General features: G+C 73.5%; 11 protein-coding genes. 6 read left to right on the top strand and 5 right to left on the bottom strand.

From position 1 onward, the window contains the following. Nucleotides 1–157 precede the first annotated feature (157 nt). Nucleotides 158–1,279, top strand: a complete 1,122-nt coding sequence (locus ACH4B3_RS18860; RefSeq protein ID WP_398463990.1) for a hypothetical protein — start codon at nucleotides 158–160, stop codon at nucleotides 1,277–1,279. A 10-nt stretch (nucleotides 1,280–1,289) separates the two neighbouring features. Here the strand turns inward: ACH4B3_RS18860 and ACH4B3_RS18855 are convergent, their stop codons facing one another. The 3 genes from ACH4B3_RS18855 to ACH4B3_RS18845 form a co-directional block, all read right to left on the bottom strand. Next, nucleotides 1,290–3,038 (bottom strand): TIGR03767 family metallophosphoesterase, encoded by a 1,749-nt coding sequence (locus ACH4B3_RS18855; protein WP_398463989.1) that lies wholly within the window; start codon nucleotides 3,036–3,038, stop codon nucleotides 1,290–1,292. A 340-nt stretch (nucleotides 3,039–3,378) separates the two neighbouring features. Beyond that, on the bottom strand, nucleotides 3,379–4,335 hold the full coding sequence (locus ACH4B3_RS18850) for a pyridoxamine 5'-phosphate oxidase family protein (RefSeq protein ID WP_398463988.1): 957 nt from the start codon (nucleotides 4,333–4,335) through the stop codon (nucleotides 3,379–3,381). Nucleotides 4,336–4,467: 132 nt separating this feature from the next. After that, a complete protein-coding gene (locus tag ACH4B3_RS18845; RefSeq protein WP_398463987.1) occupies nucleotides 4,468–4,917 on the bottom strand; it encodes a VOC family protein in 450 nt (149 codons plus the stop codon). A gap of 141 nt (nucleotides 4,918–5,058) precedes the next feature. Here ACH4B3_RS18845 and ACH4B3_RS18840 point away from each other — a divergent pair, with 141 nt between their 5' ends. From ACH4B3_RS18840 to pepN, 5 genes are all read left to right on the top strand, one after another. After that, nucleotides 5,059–5,640: a CGNR zinc finger domain-containing protein gene (locus ACH4B3_RS18840; RefSeq protein ID WP_398463986.1), complete on the top strand. Its 582-nt coding sequence runs from the start codon at nucleotides 5,059–5,061 to the stop codon at nucleotides 5,638–5,640. 226 nt (nucleotides 5,641–5,866) lie between these two features. Continuing rightward, complete coding sequence (locus ACH4B3_RS18835) at nucleotides 5,867–9,187, top strand: S8 family serine peptidase (RefSeq protein WP_398463985.1); 3,321 nt, start codon at nucleotides 5,867–5,869, stop codon at nucleotides 9,185–9,187. Between the two features lie 413 nt (nucleotides 9,188–9,600). Beyond that, nucleotides 9,601–10,626: an aspartate-semialdehyde dehydrogenase gene (locus ACH4B3_RS18830; RefSeq protein ID WP_398463984.1), complete on the top strand. Its 1,026-nt coding sequence runs from the start codon at nucleotides 9,601–9,603 to the stop codon at nucleotides 10,624–10,626. Nucleotides 10,627–10,695: 69 nt separating this feature from the next. After that, the gene (locus tag ACH4B3_RS18825; protein ID WP_398463983.1) at nucleotides 10,696–12,081 is read left to right on the top strand and encodes a TerD family protein; all 1,386 of its coding nucleotides are present in this window, start codon (nucleotides 10,696–10,698) and stop codon (nucleotides 12,079–12,081) included. A 52-nt stretch (nucleotides 12,082–12,133) separates the two neighbouring features. Next, nucleotides 12,134–14,710: an aminopeptidase N gene (gene pepN, locus ACH4B3_RS18820; protein WP_398463982.1), complete on the top strand. Its 2,577-nt coding sequence runs from the start codon at nucleotides 12,134–12,136 to the stop codon at nucleotides 14,708–14,710. Between the two features lie 176 nt (nucleotides 14,711–14,886). Here the strand turns inward: pepN and ACH4B3_RS18815 are convergent, their stop codons facing one another. Both ACH4B3_RS18815 and alc read right to left on the bottom strand, forming a co-directional pair. Then, the gene (locus ACH4B3_RS18815; protein WP_398463981.1) at nucleotides 14,887–15,861 is read right to left on the bottom strand and encodes an acyl-ACP desaturase; all 975 of its coding nucleotides are present in this window, start codon (nucleotides 15,859–15,861) and stop codon (nucleotides 14,887–14,889) included. A gap of 160 nt (nucleotides 15,862–16,021) precedes the next feature. Continuing rightward, complete coding sequence (gene alc / locus ACH4B3_RS18810) at nucleotides 16,022–17,188, bottom strand: allantoicase (RefSeq protein WP_398463980.1); 1,167 nt, start codon at nucleotides 17,186–17,188, stop codon at nucleotides 16,022–16,024. Between the last annotated feature and the right edge of the window lie 270 nt (nucleotides 17,189–17,458).

Below are 17,458 nucleotides of genomic sequence, written 5' to 3'. Positions count from 1 at the left end.
CAGGCCACCGGGCGACCGGCCGGGCTTCGGCCCGGCCGGCGGCCCGACCGCCATTCGGCGGTCGAACTCCCGTACTCCAGAGCGGTGTTGTTCCGGTTTGTCGACAGGTGTGTCACAGCGGTTAGCGGGCGTGGCGGGCACGGGAATGGCCCGGAGCATGACCCACCCTTCCGCCGCCCCCGGCGGGGAGAGCCCGCCCTCCCCGCCGCCGCCCCGCCCCGTCCGCCACCTCTCCGGCGCCCACCACGTATCCGGCGCCGGGCGCACCGTCCTGACCCTGCGCCAGCTCCGGGCGCACGGCGTCGCCCCGTCGGCCGTCACCGCCCGCTGCCGGCCCGGCGGCCCCTGGCAGCTGCTGCTGCCCGGAGTGGTGCTGCTCCGCTCGGGGCCGGTGACCGACGAGGAGCGGCTGCACGCCGCGCTGCTCTACACCGTCGGGCGCGCCCCGGAACCCGCCGGGGACCCCGCCGCGCCGGGGGCGGACGCCGGGCGGCCGCCGGACCGCTACGGCCCGGCGATGATCACCGGACTCGCCGCGCTGGCGCTGCACCACTTCGCCTCCGCTCCCCCGCTGCCGTCGCTCGACCAGGTGGACGTCCTGGTGCCGCGGACCCGGCGGCTCCGCTCCACCGGGTACGTCCGGGTGGTGCGCGGCCCGTCGCTGCCCCCGCCCGAGGACGTGGCGGGGGTGCCCACCGCGCCGGTGCCCCGCGCCCTGGCCGACGCCGTGGACCGGATCCCGGAGGCCGCGGTGGTGCGCGGGCTGCTCCTGGAGGCGGTGCGGGGCGGCCACTGCGAGGCGACCGCGGTCGTGCGCGAGCTGAGCCGGTGCCGGCTGCTGACCCGGCCCCATGTGGCGGACGCCGCCGAAGCGGTGCTCGCCGAGGGGCGAGCGGTCGCCGAGGGGCGGCTGTACGCGATGGTGCGGCGGCACCGGCTGCCCGAGCCGCTGTGGAACGTCACCCTGCGGCTGCCGGGCGGACCGCTGGTCGGCGACGTGGACGCCTACTGGCCGGACCAGGCGGTGGCCCTGCACCTGGACATGCGGCCGGACGGCTGCGCCCCCGACCTGGCGCAGGGCCGGGTGGCCCGCACCCGCGAGCGCCTGGAGCGGTTGGGGATCACCGTGGTGCGGGTCGCCCCCGACCGGCTGCGGGAGGCCCCGGCGGACCAGGCCACGGTGGTCCGTACCGCCCTGATGGCCGCGGCCGGGCTGCTCCTCGCCGCGGGGCCGGGCGAGTCCGGCCCGGCCGTCCGCGTCGTGGTCCTGCCGCGCTGACCGGGCCCGGTCAGCGCTTGCGGAGCAGCAGTTCGGTGTTGCGGTCCGCGGCCTCCCCGGCGAGCGTGCCGCGGGCCCCGGGCGCGTTGAAGGACAGCTCCCGGTAGAGCGCGGCGAGACCGGTCCCGGACAGGTCGGCGAAGTCCGTCCGGTACGGCGCGGCGGACTCCACCAGGGTGGTGAACAGCGACAGCGTCCCGTCGTGGTTGTCGGTGACCTCGACGATCCGGGCCAGTTGCGGGAAGTCGATGTGCGAGGCGGTGGTGATCTCCCAGAAGGTGCCGCGCGGGGTGATCTCGTTGCGGTGGCTGTGGCCGTTGATCCAGGCCAGCACCTGCGGGTGGCGCTGGAAGAGGTCGACCAGTTCGGCGCCGGTGTGCCGGGCCTCGTCGGGCCGGGCCGGGTCCCGGTGCAGGTTCTTCATGCTGCGGCTGTAGTGGTGGCTGAAGACGAGTACGTGGTCGTCCCGGTGCGCCTTCAGGGTCCGCTCCAGCCAGCGGAGTTGGCGGGTTCCGACGGAACCGGTGTAGTGGCCGCCGGGGTCGGTGGAGTCCAGGCTGATCCCGACGGTGTCGTCGGAGATGCGGAACGCGTAGTACAGAGTGCCCTGGTCGAGGTTGTCCCTGGTGTAGCCGTGGCCGGCGGGCCCGGCTCCGGTGTGCCGGGGGTCGAGGTGCGCGGCCAGGTACTCGCGCAGCGTGAACGGGGCGCGCCGCTCGTCCGCGGTGACGGTCCGCATGTCCCGGGCGTGCGCCCGCCACAGCTCCTTCATCCGCGCGCCCCGGGGGTCGGCGCCCTTGCGCTCCTCGCGGTAGAGCCGCTCGGCTTCGGCGGCCGGGATGATCTCCAGCTTGCGGTCACCGGTGGCCAGTTCGGTGAGGTAGCCGCGGTCGAAGGCGTAGACGCCACCGGACAGCCCGTCGTGGTTGCCGACCGTCGAGTACCAGGGCAGCCGGAGCCCGGGGCTGTCCAGGGTGCGCAGGGCGGCCCGGAGGAAGCCGTCGATGCGCGGGAACCCGTCCCGCTTGTCGATGTCGCGCAGGGCGCTCTCCGGGTGCCAGAAGTGCCGGATCCCGCTGTTCTGCACGCCCTCGTAGTGGCCCGGGTCCCCGGAGTCGGGAGTGATCCGGCCGCCGCTCATCGCGGTCAGGTACCAGTCGAGTTCGATCCGCGAGTTGTTGTCGGTGTTGTCCCCGGTGGTCATGGCGAAGCCGAGCGGCGCGCCGGTCACCGGGCTGCCGGGCAGCCGGTTGATCCGCTCCACCAGGGAGACCGCGCCGGCCGCGGTCAGCGCCTCGTGCGGCCGCCAGGCGTTCCGCTCCCCGGAGCGCAGGAACTCGTAGCGCACCGGGTGCTGGACGTCGGTCAGGTGCAGGTCGGTGAGGTGCACGAAGGAGGCGAGCGCGGTGCGCCGGCGGTCCCGGCCGCCGTGGGCCCGGGCGAGGTCGGTGCGGACCACGCGCTGCCAGCCGGGGCCGGCGCCCAGCCGCCGGTACCCGGCGCCGGGGAGGTGCCCCCGGCCGCCGCGCGGCGCGGCGACGCCCTGCAGCGTGGTGCCGGCGGTGAACGGGCCGGCCGGCCGGGCCCCGGCGTCCCCGGCCCGGGCGGCCCGGTCCGGCCCGGCGGCCGGGGAGGCGGTCGCGGATCCGTGTGAGGGCCCCAGGGCCATGCCGAGCCCGGTGGCGGCTCCGGCGGCGCCCGCGGCGACGAGCAGCGTACGGCGGTCGATGGCCGCGGCGGCGGACCGTATGCGGGACATGCGTGATCTCCCCGAGTGCGAGCGCGGACGCGGTGCGGCCGGGCGGCGGGGCCACCCGTCACCGGGGATGCTCGGCACCGGGTGTGACCGGTGCGTGAACTCGGCCGCAACGCGCGCTGCCGAGATGCGCACAGGGATCATGCAGGGCCCGGACCGCCATCCGGTGCTCGGCGGACGGCTGTCGTCCGCTCACCGGGAGTTCACGTACCGGGGAAGGGCCGGCGTTGCGGCACCGGCAGGACGGGCCGGCCACGGCCGGGGGCCGCAGGCCCGAGAGCCCCGGCGCCCGGCGCGGAGCCGCGCTCCCCCGGGGGCCGTTGCGGGGCCCGCGGCCGGCGGGTCAGCCGGGCAGCGGCGGGTTCGCCGGCGAGTACTCGGGGGCGGACCAGCGCAGCGGACTCGCCGCCGGCCGCCACACCGCCTCGGTCAGCTCGAAGTGGACCGTGCGTCCGCCGTCGTCGAACTCGGTGCGCGCGGTGCCGGTCAGCTGGAGGGTGTCACCGCTGCTCCAGTCGGTGAACAGCAGGCCGGCGCGGGGGTCGGCCGCCAGGTTCCCCAGGGTGAGGAACATGGCGTTGCCCGGATAGTCCGGCCAGCTCAGCCGGGTCGGCGCGGTGACGGTGACGAAGCCGGGCAGACCGCCCCGGTGGCTGGCGTCGGCCGGTCCCGCACGGCGCGCCCCGGCCGGCTCGCCGGGTCCCCGGACGGGGTCGCCGGCCGGGGACGCGGTCGCGATGAAGAAGGTGTCGGCGGCGCGGACGAAGTCCGCCTCCGCCGCGCCCAGTTCCGGCGACCGCCGCGCGGCCCCGGGCGCCCGGTCCGCCACCACCTCCTCCAGCTGCCGCTTCTGCAGGTACTTGGGGCAGTTGGCGAAGACCTGGTCGGCCTCGATCGCCAGGCCGCGGCCGGTCGGGCGGGCGGTGCCGTTGAGCCGCATCCGGCGGCGGGTGCGCGGGTCGAGCGCGATGGTGCCGACGCTCGTCCCGGGTGCCGCGAGCGCCTCGGCCAGCGGGTCGGCCGCCGCCACCCCGCCGGTGATGCCGATGGAGTGCGGGCCGGTCGCCGTGACGAACCCGGGCGGGCCGGTGAGCAGGGAGCTCCACATCCGCCCGGCCCGGTCGGCGGCGCCGACCACCAGCATCGGCTGGAGGCCGAGGAACGCGGCCGCCACCTCGCGGATCCCGTCGCCGATCGCCCGCCCGGAGTGGTCGGCCTGGGCGAGCAGCCCCGCGCGGCGCTGCACCTCCCGCTCCCCCGGGTGGTACGGGCCGGGCGGCGTGGTCGGGGTGCTGTTCACGGGGCTTCCTTCCGGTCGGTCGATCGGCGATCCGGGCGGGGCCGGACGGGCGGTGGGCCCGCCCGGACCCGCTCCGGACGGTCGGCGTGGGCGCTCCGGGCAGCCCGCGATCGGCCGTCCGGAGTCCGGGGTCTAGAAGAAGCCGCAGGTGGGGGCGGCGGCGACGGGTGCCGGGGCGTTCTCCGCGCCGGTGGGGGCGTAGATCTCCAGGCGGGTGCCGTCCGGGTCGGTGAAGAAGATCCCGCCGGACGAGGCGCCCTCTCCGTGGGCCACCACCCCGTCGTAGGCGAACTCGGTGCCCAGTTCGCGCAGCAGCGTCTCGGCGGCGCGCACCTCCTCGATGGTGTCCACCTCGAAGGAGAGGTGGTGGAGTCCGGCGCGGCCGGCGTCGAAGGCGTCCCGCGCCTGCTGCCACAGGGTCAGCACGAGCTTGCCGTCGCGGCCGAGGAAGACGAAGCGGCGGCCCTCCTCGCTCCCCTTGGTGACCACTTCGAGGCCGAGGACCTGGCCGTAGAAGCCGGCCGAGCGGTCGACATCCGTCACGTTGATCCCGATGTGTCCGGTACGCAGAGCAGTGGACATGACATTCCCCTCCGTCGAACGGCCGCCCGAGCCCTTCCCGAACTAACCGCCTAAGTGGAAGTTAGTGGTTAGACGCGCTCGTCGTCAACCGGCCTCGTACGATTCACGGGTTAGGACAAGCCGTACCGAAGGACCCCAGCGATGCCACCAGCCGGACCCCGCCCCCTGCTCGGCGAGCCGGTCTCGCTCGACCTGCTCAACACCTGGTGGGTGGTCCAGGGCAGCCGACAGGACCTGCTCACCTCGGTGGAAGGGCTGCACATCTGGCTCGCCGACAACGATCTCGGCCACCTGCTGCCGGCCGCCGGCGAGGCCCCGGCCGCGGGCGCCCCGGACCCGTCCGCCACACTGCGGGCACTGCTCGGCGCCCGGGACGCGATCGCCGCCGCGGTGCGCGCGCCCGGCTCACCGGACGCGGTGCGCCGGATGGACGCCGTACTGCGGCACGGCCGCATCCGCCCGGTGCTGACCGCCGAGGGCCCGGACGAGTCCGTCGAGTTCGACGACCCCGTGTGGGGCCCCGCCTGGACCGCCGCCTACGACTACCTGCGGCTGCTGCGGACCGCCCCGGACCGCATCCGCGCCTGCCAGCACCCGGACTGCGTCCTTCACTTCTTCGACACCTCCCGTAACGGCACCCGCCGCTGGTGCTCCATGGCGGGGTGCGGTAATCGGGCCAAGGCCTCCCGGCACTACGCGCGGTCCCGGGAGAGCCGTCCCTGACCCACCCGGGCCGCGGCACACCGCCCGGCTCTCCCGGCACCCCTCGACACCCCTCGGGCGCCCCCGGCGGATGGCGGCTTGACGGGTTTGGCCGCACTTTGTCCGCGATGGCGTATGGCGGAAATGTGCCAACGAGACAATCAGGGTCGGGCAACTCTCCCCAAACATCAGTCACTTCCACAAAGGTGAACGGACCGACGGCACCGAATTCCGAACAAGGATGCCCATGTCCCCATCACCCGAAGAGAGATCCGTCCGCGGCCCGAGGCGCGCGGCCCGCATAGCGATAGGCGCGGGCCTGGTGGCCGCCCTCGCGGCCGCAGGCCCCGTCCCCGCCTTCGCCACCCCCCCTGGTGACACCCCGGGATCCACCGCCCCGACCGGTACGGCGAAGTCCGCATCGGACAAGCTCGGCGCCACCGACGCCGAACTCCTCGCCGAGGCCCAGGCCGACGGCGACAAGAACATCACGATGATGATCGCGACCGCACCCGGCAAGACCGAGCAGGTCGCCGACCAGCTGGACGCGGTCAAGGGCGCGGCGGTCGGCCGCACCCACGACAAGCTCGGCTACGTCCGCGCCACGGTGCCCACCGGCAAGGCCGAGGCCGCGATCGCCAAGGCGGAGAAGCTCTCCTCGGTCCACGGGATCGACCTCCGCCAGGAGATCCAGCTGCCGGACCCGACCCCGGACGCGGACCGCGCCAAGGGCGCCAGGACCGCCGCCGCCGGCTCCTACCCGGCGCCCGGCGAGGACACCCCGGCGAAGAACCCGTACCAGCCCGCCTTCGAGACCGGCGCGGTCGACTTCGTCGCGAAGAACCCCAAGGCCGACGGCCGCGGCGTGACGATCGGCATCCTGGACTCGGGCGTGGACCTCGGGCACCCGGCGCTGCAGAAGACCACCACCGGCGAGCGCAAGATCGTCGACTGGGTGACGGCCACCGACCCGATCGTGGACTCCGACGGCACCTGGCGCCCGATGGTGACCTCCGCCTCCGGCCCCAGCTTCGGCTTCAACGGCCGCACCTACACCGCCCCGGCCGGTTCCTACCAGGTCAGCCTCTTCAAGGAGAGCGTGACCTCCGGCGGCGACATGAAGGGCGACCTCAACCGCGACGGTGACACCACCGACTCCTGGGCGCTGCTCTACGACGCCGCCAAGGGCACCGTCCGCGTCGACCTCGACAACAACGGCGACTTCGGCAACGACGAGGCCATGAAGCCGTACCGGGACGGCTTCCAGATCGGCTACTTCGGCACCGACGACCCGAAGACCCCGATCGCCGAGCGGATCCCGTTCGTGATCGAGATCCGCAAGGACGTCCCGATGGACGCCTTCGGCGGGGACTGGGCCGGCAAGAAGGCTGACTTCGTCAACATCGGCGTCATCGAGTCCGAGCACGGCACCCACGTGGCCGGCATCACCGCCGCGAACGGCCTGTTCGGCGGCGAGATGGACGGCGCGGCGCCCGGCGCCAAGCTGGTCTCCTCGCGGGCCTGCACCTGGACCGGCGGCTGCACCAACGTCGCCCTCACCGAGGGCATGATCGACCTGGTCGTCAACCGCCACGTCGACATCGTCAACATGTCGATCGGCGGCCTGCCGGCGCTCAACGACGGCAACAACGCCCGGGCCGAGCTGTACACCCGGCTCATCGACACCTACGGCGTGCAGCTGGTCATCTCCGCGGGCAACAGCGGCCCCGGCGCCAACACCATCGGCGACCCGGCGCTGGCGGACAAGGTCATCAGCGTCGGCGCGACCGTCTCCAAGGAGACCTGGGCCGCCAACTACGGCTCCGAGGTCACCACCCCGTACTCCGTGATGCCCTTCTCCTCCCGCGGCCCGCGCGAGGACGGCGGCTTCACCCCGGTGATCTCCGCCCCCGGCGCCTCGGTCAACACCATCCAGACCTGGATGCCGGGCGCCCCGGTGGCCGAGGCCGGCTACCAGCTGCCGCCCGGCTACGGCATGCTGCAGGGCACCTCGATGGCGTCCCCGCAGGCCGCCGGCGCCTCCGCGCTGCTGCTGTCCGCCGCCAAGCAGAAGAACATCGACCTGGAGCCGGCCGACCTGCGGACCGCGCTGACCAGCACCGCCAAGCACATCAAGGGTGCGCAGGCGTACGAGGAGGGCTCCGGCCTGATCAACATCGTGGGCGCCTGGAAGGCGATCCGCGAGGGCGCCACCAGCCACCAGTACACGGTGAAGGCGCCGGTGAAGACCGCGCTGGCGGGCTTCCTGAAGACCCCGGGCTTCGGCACCGGCGTCTACGACCGCGAGGGCGGTCTGAAGACCAACGAGTCGCGGACCTACGACGTCACCGTCACCCGCACCACCGGCCCCGCGGGCCCGGTCCGGCACGACCTGGCACTGCGCAACAACGACGGCACCTTCACGCTGGCGCGGACCTCGGTCGCGCTGCCGCTGGACGAGCCGGTCACCGTCAAGGTCACCGCCAAGACCCGGGCCGCGGGCATCCACACCGCGATCCTGGACGTGGACGACCCGGGCACGGTGGGCGTCGACAAGAAGATCCTGTCGACCGTGGTCGTCGCCAAGGAGCTCACCAAGCCGCACTTCGCCTACGGGCAGTCCGGTTCGGTGCAGCGCAACGACCCCACCTCGTACTTCGTGAAGGTGCCCGCGGGCGCCAAGTCGCTGGAGGTCTCGCTGAAGGGCCTGGCCACCGACAGCCAGACCCGGTGGATCGCCATCAACCCCTACGGCGTCCCGGTCGACCCGACCTCCACGATCAACTGCTACCCGAACTACCCCAACCCGGCCAACACCTGCCGCCCGGACCTGCGGTCCTACGCCAACCCGATGCCGGGCGTGTGGGAGTTCGAGGTCGAGTCGCGCCGCACCTCGCCGCTGCTCGACAACCCGTACACGCTGACCGCGACCGCGCTGGGCACCACCTTCGAGCCCGAGGTGCAGACCGTGGCCGAGGCCAAGGTCGGCACCCCGACCCCGGTCGAGTGGAAGGCCACCAACGGCTTCGCCCTGATCGAGGGCGGCCGGCTGAAGGGCGGCGAGCTGGGCTCGGCGAAGACCGAGCGCCCGGTGATCAAGGAGGGCGAGACCAGGACCACCACCGTCACCGTCGGTGAGGGCGTGTCCAAGCTCGACGTGGCGATCGGCGGGGTCTCCGACAACAAGGCCGACCTGGACCTCAACGTCAAGCTGGACGGCAAGGTCGTGGGCTCCTCGGCGGACGGCGACTCGGACGAGGCCGTGAGCCTCACCAGCCCGAAGGCCGGCACGTACACCATCGAGGTCGTGGGCTACGCCGTCCCGGCGGGCTCCACCGAGTACGACTACCGCGACGTGTACTTCGCCCCGTCGCTCGGCAAGATCACGGTGGACGGCTCCGCGACCCTGCGGCTGGCCAACGGCGCGACCGCGCCGGTCGGCGCCAAGGTCGAGGTGGCGGCGGCGGCCCCCGAGGGCCGCTCCTTCTTCGGCCAGGTGCAGCTGGTCAACGGCGCCGGCACCGTCACCGGTGGCGGCAGCGTGAAGATCGAGAAGGTCGTGTCCTGACGGACCGGCCGGAACGGTGATCGGGGCGGGTCCCTTCCCGGGGGCCCGCCCCTCCGCGTGTCCGCGCCCTCCCGGGGCTCCTGGGTGACCGCCGGCCCCCTGGCGTGTCCCCTCCCTTCACGGGCCTCACGGGCCTTCCCGCCGCCCCTCCTGCCATCCCGGATCCCGCGCGTCCCGGGGCCGCCCCGCCGGTGGCCCGGCCTCCACGGGCCCGTCCCGCCGCGCGCCGCCCCCTCCGCCGGCCGCGCGCCGCCGGGGGGCGGGGAGAGGCGTGCGTCACGCTGGGCGTGCGACCGCGTCCGGAGGGTATGCGCAGGCCGTCGCCCGGTACCGGCCGGTGGAACGGACTGGACAAGACCCGCGGGCCGACACGCATGATGGATACACCTGATGGACGGAAGAAGGAGCACCTCGTGAGGATCGGAATCGTCGGAGCCACCGGACAGGTCGGCGGCGTCATGCGGTCGATACTGGCCGAGCGCGACTTCCCGGTGAGTGAGCTCCGGCTGTTCGCCTCGGCCCGGTCGGTGGGCCGGACCTACCCGTGGCGGGGTGCCGAGATCGCCGTCGAGGACGCCGCCACGGCCGACTACACCGGCCTGGACATCGTGCTGTTCTCGGCGGGCGGCGCGACCTCCCGGGCGCTCGCCGAGAAGGTCGCCTCGCAGGGTCCCGTGGTGATCGACAACTCCTCGGCCTGGCGGCGGGACCCCGAGGTGCCGCTGGTGGTCTCGGAGGTCAACCCGCACGCGCTCAAGGACCGTCCGAAGGGCATCATCGCCAACCCGAACTGCACCACCATGGCCGCCATGCCGGTGCTCAAGCCGCTGCACCTGGAGGCGGGGCTGACCGCCATGGTCGCCACCACCTACCAGGCGGTGTCCGGCTCGGGTCTGGCCGGCGTCGCCGAGCTGCACGGCCAGGCGTGCAAGGTCACCGAGGCCGCCGACCAGCTCGCCTTCGACGGCGAGGCGATCGAGTTCCCGGAGCCGAACGTCTACCAGCGGCCCATCGCCTTCAACGTGCTGCCGCTCGCCGGCAACCTGGTCGACGACGGCAGCTTCGAGACCGACGAGGAGCAGAAGCTCCGCAACGAGTCCCGCAAGATCCTGGAGATCCCGGAGCTGAAGGTCTCCGGCACCTGCGTCCGGGTGCCGGTCTTCTCCGGCCACTCGCTCCAGGTGAACGCGCGCTTCGCCCGTCCGATCAGCGTGCAGCGCGCCTACGAGCTGCTGAAGGACGCGCCGGGCGTCGAGCTGTCGGAGATCCCCACCCCGCTCCAGGCGGCCGGCAAGGACGCCTCGTACGTGGGCCGGATCCGGGCCGACGAGACCGCCGAGAACGGTCTGGCGCTCTTCCTGTCCAACGACAACCTGCGCAAGGGCGCGGCCCTCAACGCGGTGCAGATCGCGGAGCTGGTGGCCGCCGAACTCGGATAAGTCATACCGGCGGGGGCGGGCTGTGGACAACGCCCGGTGATGTTCGGATCTTCATGGGAAAGTTCGAACATGACCCAGATCGTCAAGGGCGGAAACCTGCCCGTCCCCGCCGAGCCGCTCACCGTCGCCGTCAGCTGGAACGCCGCGGCCGGGGCGCCGGACGTCGATGTGTCGGCGCTGCTGCTCGACACCGGCGGCAGGGTCCGCGGCGACGCGGACCTCGTGTTCTACAACCAGCGCAGCCACCCCAGCGGCGCGGTCCGGCACCTGGGGAAGTCCCCGGCCGGCGTGCCGGAGCGGGCCGACTGGCTCTCGGTGGACCCGGCCCGGGTGGGGCCGGAGACCGACCGGATCGTGGTGGCCGCCTCGTGTGACGGCGGCACCTTCGGCGGGATACCGGGTCTGGCCGTCCGGGTCGACACGGCGGCGGGTGCGCCCGTCGCCTACTTCCGCATCGATGACGCCACCACCGAGACGGCGTTCGTCTTCGGCGAGTTCTACCGGCGCTCGGGCGGCTGGAAGTTCCGCGCGGTGGGGCAGGGGTACGCCTCCGGGCTCGCCGGGCTCGCCACCGACTTCGGGATCGAGGTGGCGGACGAACCGCAGGCCGGCGCGGTGCCGCCGCCGCCCCCGCCGCCGGCCCCGGTGCCGGTTCCCCCGCCGCCCGCCGCGCCGGCGACCCCGGTGCCGTTCGCGGTGCCCGCCGGGCCCGCGCTGCCGTTCCCGCCCGGCGGGCAGGCGCCGCCCGCCAAGCCACCGGCCGGGGTGCCCTTCGCCCCCGCCGGGGCGCCCGCCGGCGCCGGACCGTCCTTCCCGCCCACCGGACCGTCCCTTCCCCCCGCCGGGCCGGCCTGGCAGCCCTCGCCGGCGCAGCCCCCGGCAGGCGCACCCGGCGCGCCCACCGGTCCCTCCTTCGCGCCCTTCGTCAAGCGGGGCCGGGGGAACCAGACCGTCAGCTGCGACCCGCGGATCCCCCCGGGCCGGGTCCTGGTCGAGATCGAGTGCCACGACAGCATCTCGGTGGCCGTCCGGTCCTGCGACGTCTACGGGCGCAGCGAGGACTACCTGCTGGACCGGTACGAGGACCACGTGCACGCCCGTACCGTCGGCACCGCCCCCGAGGGCCGGCCGCTCACCCTCCGGGTGGAGGCGGACACCCACTGGGTGCTCACGGTCCGCCCGATCGGCACCGCGCGCCGCCTCACCACCGTCCTGGAGGGCCACGGCTCGGACGTGCTGCTGTACGAGGGCCCGCCGGGACTGCTCTCGTTCGCCCACCGCGGGGAGAGCAACGTCACCGTCGAACACCTCGGCGACCTCACCGAGGACTACGAGGAGCTGCTGGTCAACGAGATCGGGCAGATCGACCTCTCCGCCCCGCTCGGCGGGCCGGGGCTGCTGAAGATCGACGCGGACGGGCCGTGGCGGTGTGCCGTCCGTCCCGGCCACGGTTAGGCCGGAGCGTGGAAGGATGACCGGAAACGTCACATACCGAGGAGATGCCCACGTGCCTGGCACGAATCTGACCCGCGAAGAGGCGCAGCGGCGGGCGCGCCTGCTCACCGTCGACGCGTACGAGATCGACCTCGACCTGAGCGGCGCGCAGGAGGGAGGCACCTTCCGCTCCGTCACCACCGTGCGCTTCGACAGCGCCGAGGCCGGGGCGGAGACCTTCATCGACCTGGTCGCCCCCACCGTGCACGAGGTGGTGCTCAACGGCGAGGCGCTCGACGCCGGCACGGTGTTCGCCGATTCGCGGATCGCGCTGTCGGGGCTGGTGGCCGGCGCGAACGAGCTGAAGGTGGTCGCCGACTGCGCGTACACCAACTCCGGTGAGGGTCTGCACCGCTTCGTCGACCCGGTGGACGACCAGGCGTACCTGTACACCCAGTTCGAGGTGCCGGACGCCCGGCGGGTGTTCGCCTCCTTCGAGCAGCCGGACCTGAAGGCGACGTTCCGGTTCACCGTGAAGGCGCCGGAGGGCTGGACGGTGATCTCCAACTCGCCGACGCCGGAGCCCGAGGGCACCGTCTGGCGCTTCGCGCCGACCCCGCGCATCTCCACCTACATCACCGCGCTGATCGTCGGCCCGTACCACTCGGTGCACAGCTCTTACGAGAGCAAGGACACCGGTCGCTCGGTGCCGCTGGGCATCTACTGCCGTCCCTCGCTGGCCGAGTTCCTCGACGCGGACGCGATCTTCGAGGTCACCCGGCAGGGCTTCGAGTGGTTCGAGGAGAAGTTCGACTACCCGTACCCGTTCGCCAAGTACGACCAGCTCTTCGTGCCGGAGTTCAACGCCGGCGCGATGGAGAACGCGGGCGCGGTGACCATCCGCGACCAGTACGTCTTCCGGTCGAAGGTGACGGACGCGGCGTACGAGATGCGGGCCGAGACCCTGCTGCACGAGCTGGCCCACATGTGGTTCGGCGACCTGGTCACCATGGAGTGGTGGAACGACCTGTGGCTGAACGAGTCGTTCGCCACCTACACCTCCATCGCCTGCCAGGCGATGGCGCCGGGGAGCCGCTGGCCGCACTCCTGGACCACGTTCGCCAACTCGATGAAGACCTGGGCGTACCGGCAGGACCAGCTGCCGTCCACCCACCCGATCATGGCCGAGATCCGGGACCTGGACGACGTCCTGGTCAACTTCGACGGCATCACCTACGCCAAGGGCGCCAGCGTCCTCAAGCAGCTGGTGGCGTACGTCGGCATGGACGAGTTCTTCGCCGGTGTGCAGGCCTACTTCAAGCGGCACGCCTTCGGGAACACCCGGCTGTCGGACCTGCTGGGCGCGCTGGAGGAGACCAGCGGCCGGGACCTGAAGACCTGGTCCGGGAAGTGGCTGGAGACGGCGGGCATCAACGTGCTGCGCCCGGAGATCGTGACCGACTCCACCGGTGTGGTCACCGCGTTCGCGGTGCGGCAGGAGGCCCCGGCGCTGCCCGCCGGTGCCAAGGGCGAGCCGGTGCTCCGCCCGCACCGCATCGCGATCGGTCTCTACGACCACCAGGACGGCCGCCTGGTCCGCACCGAGCGGATCGAGCTGGACGTGGACGGCGAGCTCACCGAGGTCCCGCAGCTGGTCGGCCGGCAGCGTCCGGCGGTCGTGCTGCTCAACGACGACGACCTGAGCTACGCCAAGGTGCGGCTGGACGAGCAGTCGCTGTGGACCGTCCAGCGGCACCTGGGCTACTTCACCGAGTCGCTGCCGCGCGCTCTGTGCTGGGCGTCCGCCTGGGACATGACCCGCGACGGCGAGATGGCCGCCCGCGACTACCTGGAGCTGGTGCTCTCCGGTATCACCCAGGAGTCCGACATCGGCGTGGTGCAGTCGCTGCACCGCCAGGTGAAGCTGGCGATCGACCTGTACGCGGCGCCGGAGTGGCGGGAGACCGGGCTGGCCCGGTGGACCGAGGCCACCCTGGAGCAGCTGCGGGCCGCCGCGCCGGGGAGCGACCACCAGCTGGCCTGGGCGCGGGCCTTCGCCGCGACGGCCCGTACCGGCGAGCAGCTGGACCTGCTGGCCGCACTGCTGGACGGCGCGGAGACCATCGAGGGGCTGGCGGTGGACACCGAGCTGCGCTGGGCCTTCCTGCAGCGGCTGGCGGCGACCGGCCGGGCCGGCGAGTCCGAGATCGCGGCCGAGTACGAGCGGGACCGGACGGCGGCGGGCGAGCGGCACGCCGCCACCGCCCGCGCCTCGCGCCCGACCGCCGAGGCCAAGGCGGCCGCCTGGGCGTCGGTGGTGGAGTCCGACAAGCTGCCCAACGCGGTGCAGGAGGCCGTGATCGGCGGCTTCGTGCAGACCGACCAGCGGGAGCTGCTGGCCCCGTACGCGGAGAAGTTCTTCGCGGTGGTCAAGGACGTCTGGAACGCCCGCAGCCACGAGATGGCCCAGCAGGTCGCGGTCGGCCTCTACCCGGCGCTCCAGGTGGAGCAGGCCACCCTGGACGCCACCGACGCCTGGCTGGCCTCGGCCGAGCCGAACGCGGCGCTGCGCCGGCTGATCTCGGAGTCCCGCTCCGGGGTGGAGCGGGCGCTGAAGGCGCAGGCGGCGGACGCCGCCGCCGGGGCCTGACCGGGCGGACGGCAGCGCGAGGGCGCCCGGGACCTTCTGGTCCCGGGCGCCCTCGCGGCGTTCCGTCCTGGTGTGGGGCGCCCCCGCGGTGTTGCGCGGCCGTGCCGCACCAGGCGCCGGTCGACCCGCGCCCGGCGGCGGCTGCGCACCGTCCGGCGGTGGGCCGTGCGAGTGGCTCAGGCCTTCTCGGCCCGGGCCCGCCGGCGGGCCAGCAGCGCCTCCCGGCGCTCGTCGAACTTGACGGCCTGATCGTCCAGCCCGCCCATGTACAGGCCGAGCTCCTCCTGCGCGCGCAGTCCCTCGGGGCCCAGCCCGGAGATCTCCAGGACCTTCAGGAAGCGCAGCACCGGCTGGAGCACGTCGTCGTGGTGGATGCGCAGGTTGTAGATGCCGCCGATGGCCATCTGCGCGGCGGCCCGCTCGAAGCCGGGGATGCCGTGGCCGGGCATCCGGAAGTTGACGACCACGTCGCGGACGGCGCTCATGGTCTGGTCGGGCGCCAGCTCGAACGCCTTCCCCAGCAGGTTGCGGTAGAAGACCATGTGCAGGTTCTCGTCGGTGGCGATCCGGGCCAGCATCCGGTCGCACACCGGGTCGCCCGAGTGGTGGCCGGTGTTGCGGTGCGATATGCGGGTCGCCAGCTCCTGGAAGGCCACGTAGGCCACCGAGTGCAGCATGCTGTGCCGGTTGTCGGACTGGAAGCCCTCCGACATGTGCTGCATGCGGAACCGCTCCAGCGCCACCGGGTCGACCGCGCGCGAGGTCAGCAGGTAGTCCCGCATGACGATGCCGTGCCGGCCCTCCTCGGCGGTCCAGCGGTGCACCCAGGTGCCCCAGGCACCGTCCCGGCCGAAGAGGGTGGCGATCTCGTGGTGGTAGCTGGGCAGGTTGTCCTCGGTGAGCAGGTTGACCACCAGGGCGATCCGCCCGATGTCGGTGACCTTGGACTGCTCGGGCGCCCATGCCTCGCCGCCCATCACCCCGTCGAAGTCCCGGCCCTCGCTCCACGGCACGTACTCGTGCGGCATCCACTCCTTGGCGATCTTGAGATGCCGGTTGAGTTCCGTCTCGACGACCTCTTCGAGGGCGTACAGCAGCTGGCTGTCACTCCACACGGCGGAGCCGTGATGGCGGGAGGGGGCGAGGGTCAATGCGAGCTCCTGGGGACGTCGAGCCATCGGATGTACTTACGGCCCCGTAGGTTACGTCACCGTAGGTTAAAGCGAGAATAAACGGCTCGTAAGACGGACGGAGATCTGCTAGGCGATGGCCGGAAGCCGCCCGGGCCCGCGCCGGGCGGCGGGCGCCGGCTCAGGCGGTCAACCTGGCGTGGCGCTCCCGGAGTTGCTCCAGCCCGCGCTCGGTGAGGGTGCCGTGCACCCGCAGCCGGGCCACTCCCCCGTCGGGGAAGGTGTCCAGTCGCACATGGGTCGCGGTGGCCCGCTTGGGGAGCGGGAAGCGGTGCAGGGTGTCGGGCTCCAGGCGCACCGGCGGCAGCAGCGGGCTCCACGCGGCCGGATCGGCGGGGTCCGCGGTGAGGGCGTCGCAGCCGGAGAGGGCGGCCCAGCCGGCGGCGTTCCCCTTGTAGTAGGCGGTGTCGATCTCCACCGCCCGGATCTCGCCCTGGCCGGCGAGGCGGAACCGCGCCCAGTCGTGGCCGGCGTCCCGGCGGCGCCGGGTCTCCCAGCCGTCCTCCATCTTCCGCGACAGGTCGGGGCGGATCATGTTGAGCGGGGCGGAGAAGAACCGGTCGGAGGCCCCTTCGACGACACCGCCGTAGAGCACCGACGCCAGGTCCACGGTCCCCAGCAGGTCCAGCCACTCGGGGTCCGGCAGCGCCTCGCCGTACACCCGCAGCCGCGCGATTCCGCCGTCCGGATGCTGGACGAGGCGCAGGTGGGTCCAGCGGTTCTCGCGGGTGACGGCGAAGCCGTTGGCGGCATGGCCGCGGACCGGCGACGGCGGCACGATCTCCTCCCACCGCACGCCGTCGGAGAGCAGTTCCGCTGCGCCGGGAGTGCCGGGCACGGCGGTGGCCTGCACGCTGATCCGCTGCGGATAGTTGCCGCGGAAGTGCGCGGTGTCCACCACCAGGCCGCGCACCACCCCGGGCAGCCCGAGCCGGATCAGCGCCCAGTCGTGGTCCCCGGCCGCCGGGAAGGGGGACCCGGCCGAGGCGCCGCGGCGGCGCCGGGTCTCCCAGCCGTCCATGATCTTGCCCTTGTGCCCGAACGCGTGCGGGTCGAAGACCGGGCGCTCGGGGGTGAGCAGGTTCTCGCGCTCGGCGAAGAACTCGTCGTTCGCGGCCAGTACACCGCCGCCCAGCCGGCGGTCGGCCAGGTCGACGAGGCCGGTGAAGGGGAAATCGCCGTGGCGGTAGTCGGCGTACGGGTCGCCGCCGCCGTACGGGGCGGCGTCCCGGCTGCCGTCGGGCTCGTCGGCGGTGGGGCGGTCGGTGGCGGTGCGGGGGTCGTTCATGGCTCTCCTTCGCGGGCCGGAGCGGATCGGCGGCCGTGGTGCGGCCTCGTCCACGACTCTCCGGCAGGGAGAACCATCAGGTCCATCGAAAGTTTTCGATGGTTCCTTTCAGGCGAACTGAATGGTGAACGGTGCTGTGTGGTGCGGGCCCGGCTACCGGTCGGCGGCGGACCGGTCGCCCTCGACGGCGAACGGCACCTGGGCGGACCCGGCAGGCCCGGCGATCCCGCCGGCTGCGCTGGCCCCGGACGCCCCGGCGGTCCCGTCAGC

Source organism: Streptomyces sp. NPDC018031 (assembly GCF_044327625.1).
Classification (GTDB): domain Bacteria; phylum Actinomycetota; class Actinomycetes; order Streptomycetales; family Streptomycetaceae; genus Streptomyces.
This window is presented reverse-complemented; position numbering and strand designations above follow the sequence as displayed.

Bases quoted from the DNA above. Each gene is read 5' to 3' on its own strand.
- ACH4B3_RS18845 (WP_398463987.1), bottom strand. From the start codon at position 4,917: ATGTCCACTGCTCTGCGTACCGGACACATCGGGATCAACGTGACGGAT.
- ACH4B3_RS18840 (WP_398463986.1), top strand. From the start codon at position 5,059: ATGCCACCAGCCGGACCCCGCCCCCTGCTCGGCGAGCCGGTCTCGCTC.
- ACH4B3_RS18855 (WP_398463989.1), bottom strand. From the start codon at position 3,038: ATGTCCCGCATACGGTCCGCCGCCGCGGCCATCGACCGCCGTACGCTG.
- alc (WP_398463980.1), bottom strand. From the start codon at position 17,188: ATGAACGACCCCCGCACCGCCACCGACCGCCCCACCGCCGACGAGCCC.
- ACH4B3_RS18860 (WP_398463990.1), top strand. From the start codon at position 158: ATGACCCACCCTTCCGCCGCCCCCGGCGGGGAGAGCCCGCCCTCCCCG.
- ACH4B3_RS18835 (WP_398463985.1), top strand. From the start codon at position 5,867: ATGTCCCCATCACCCGAAGAGAGATCCGTCCGCGGCCCGAGGCGCGCG.
- ACH4B3_RS18825 (WP_398463983.1), top strand. From the start codon at position 10,696: ATGACCCAGATCGTCAAGGGCGGAAACCTGCCCGTCCCCGCCGAGCCG.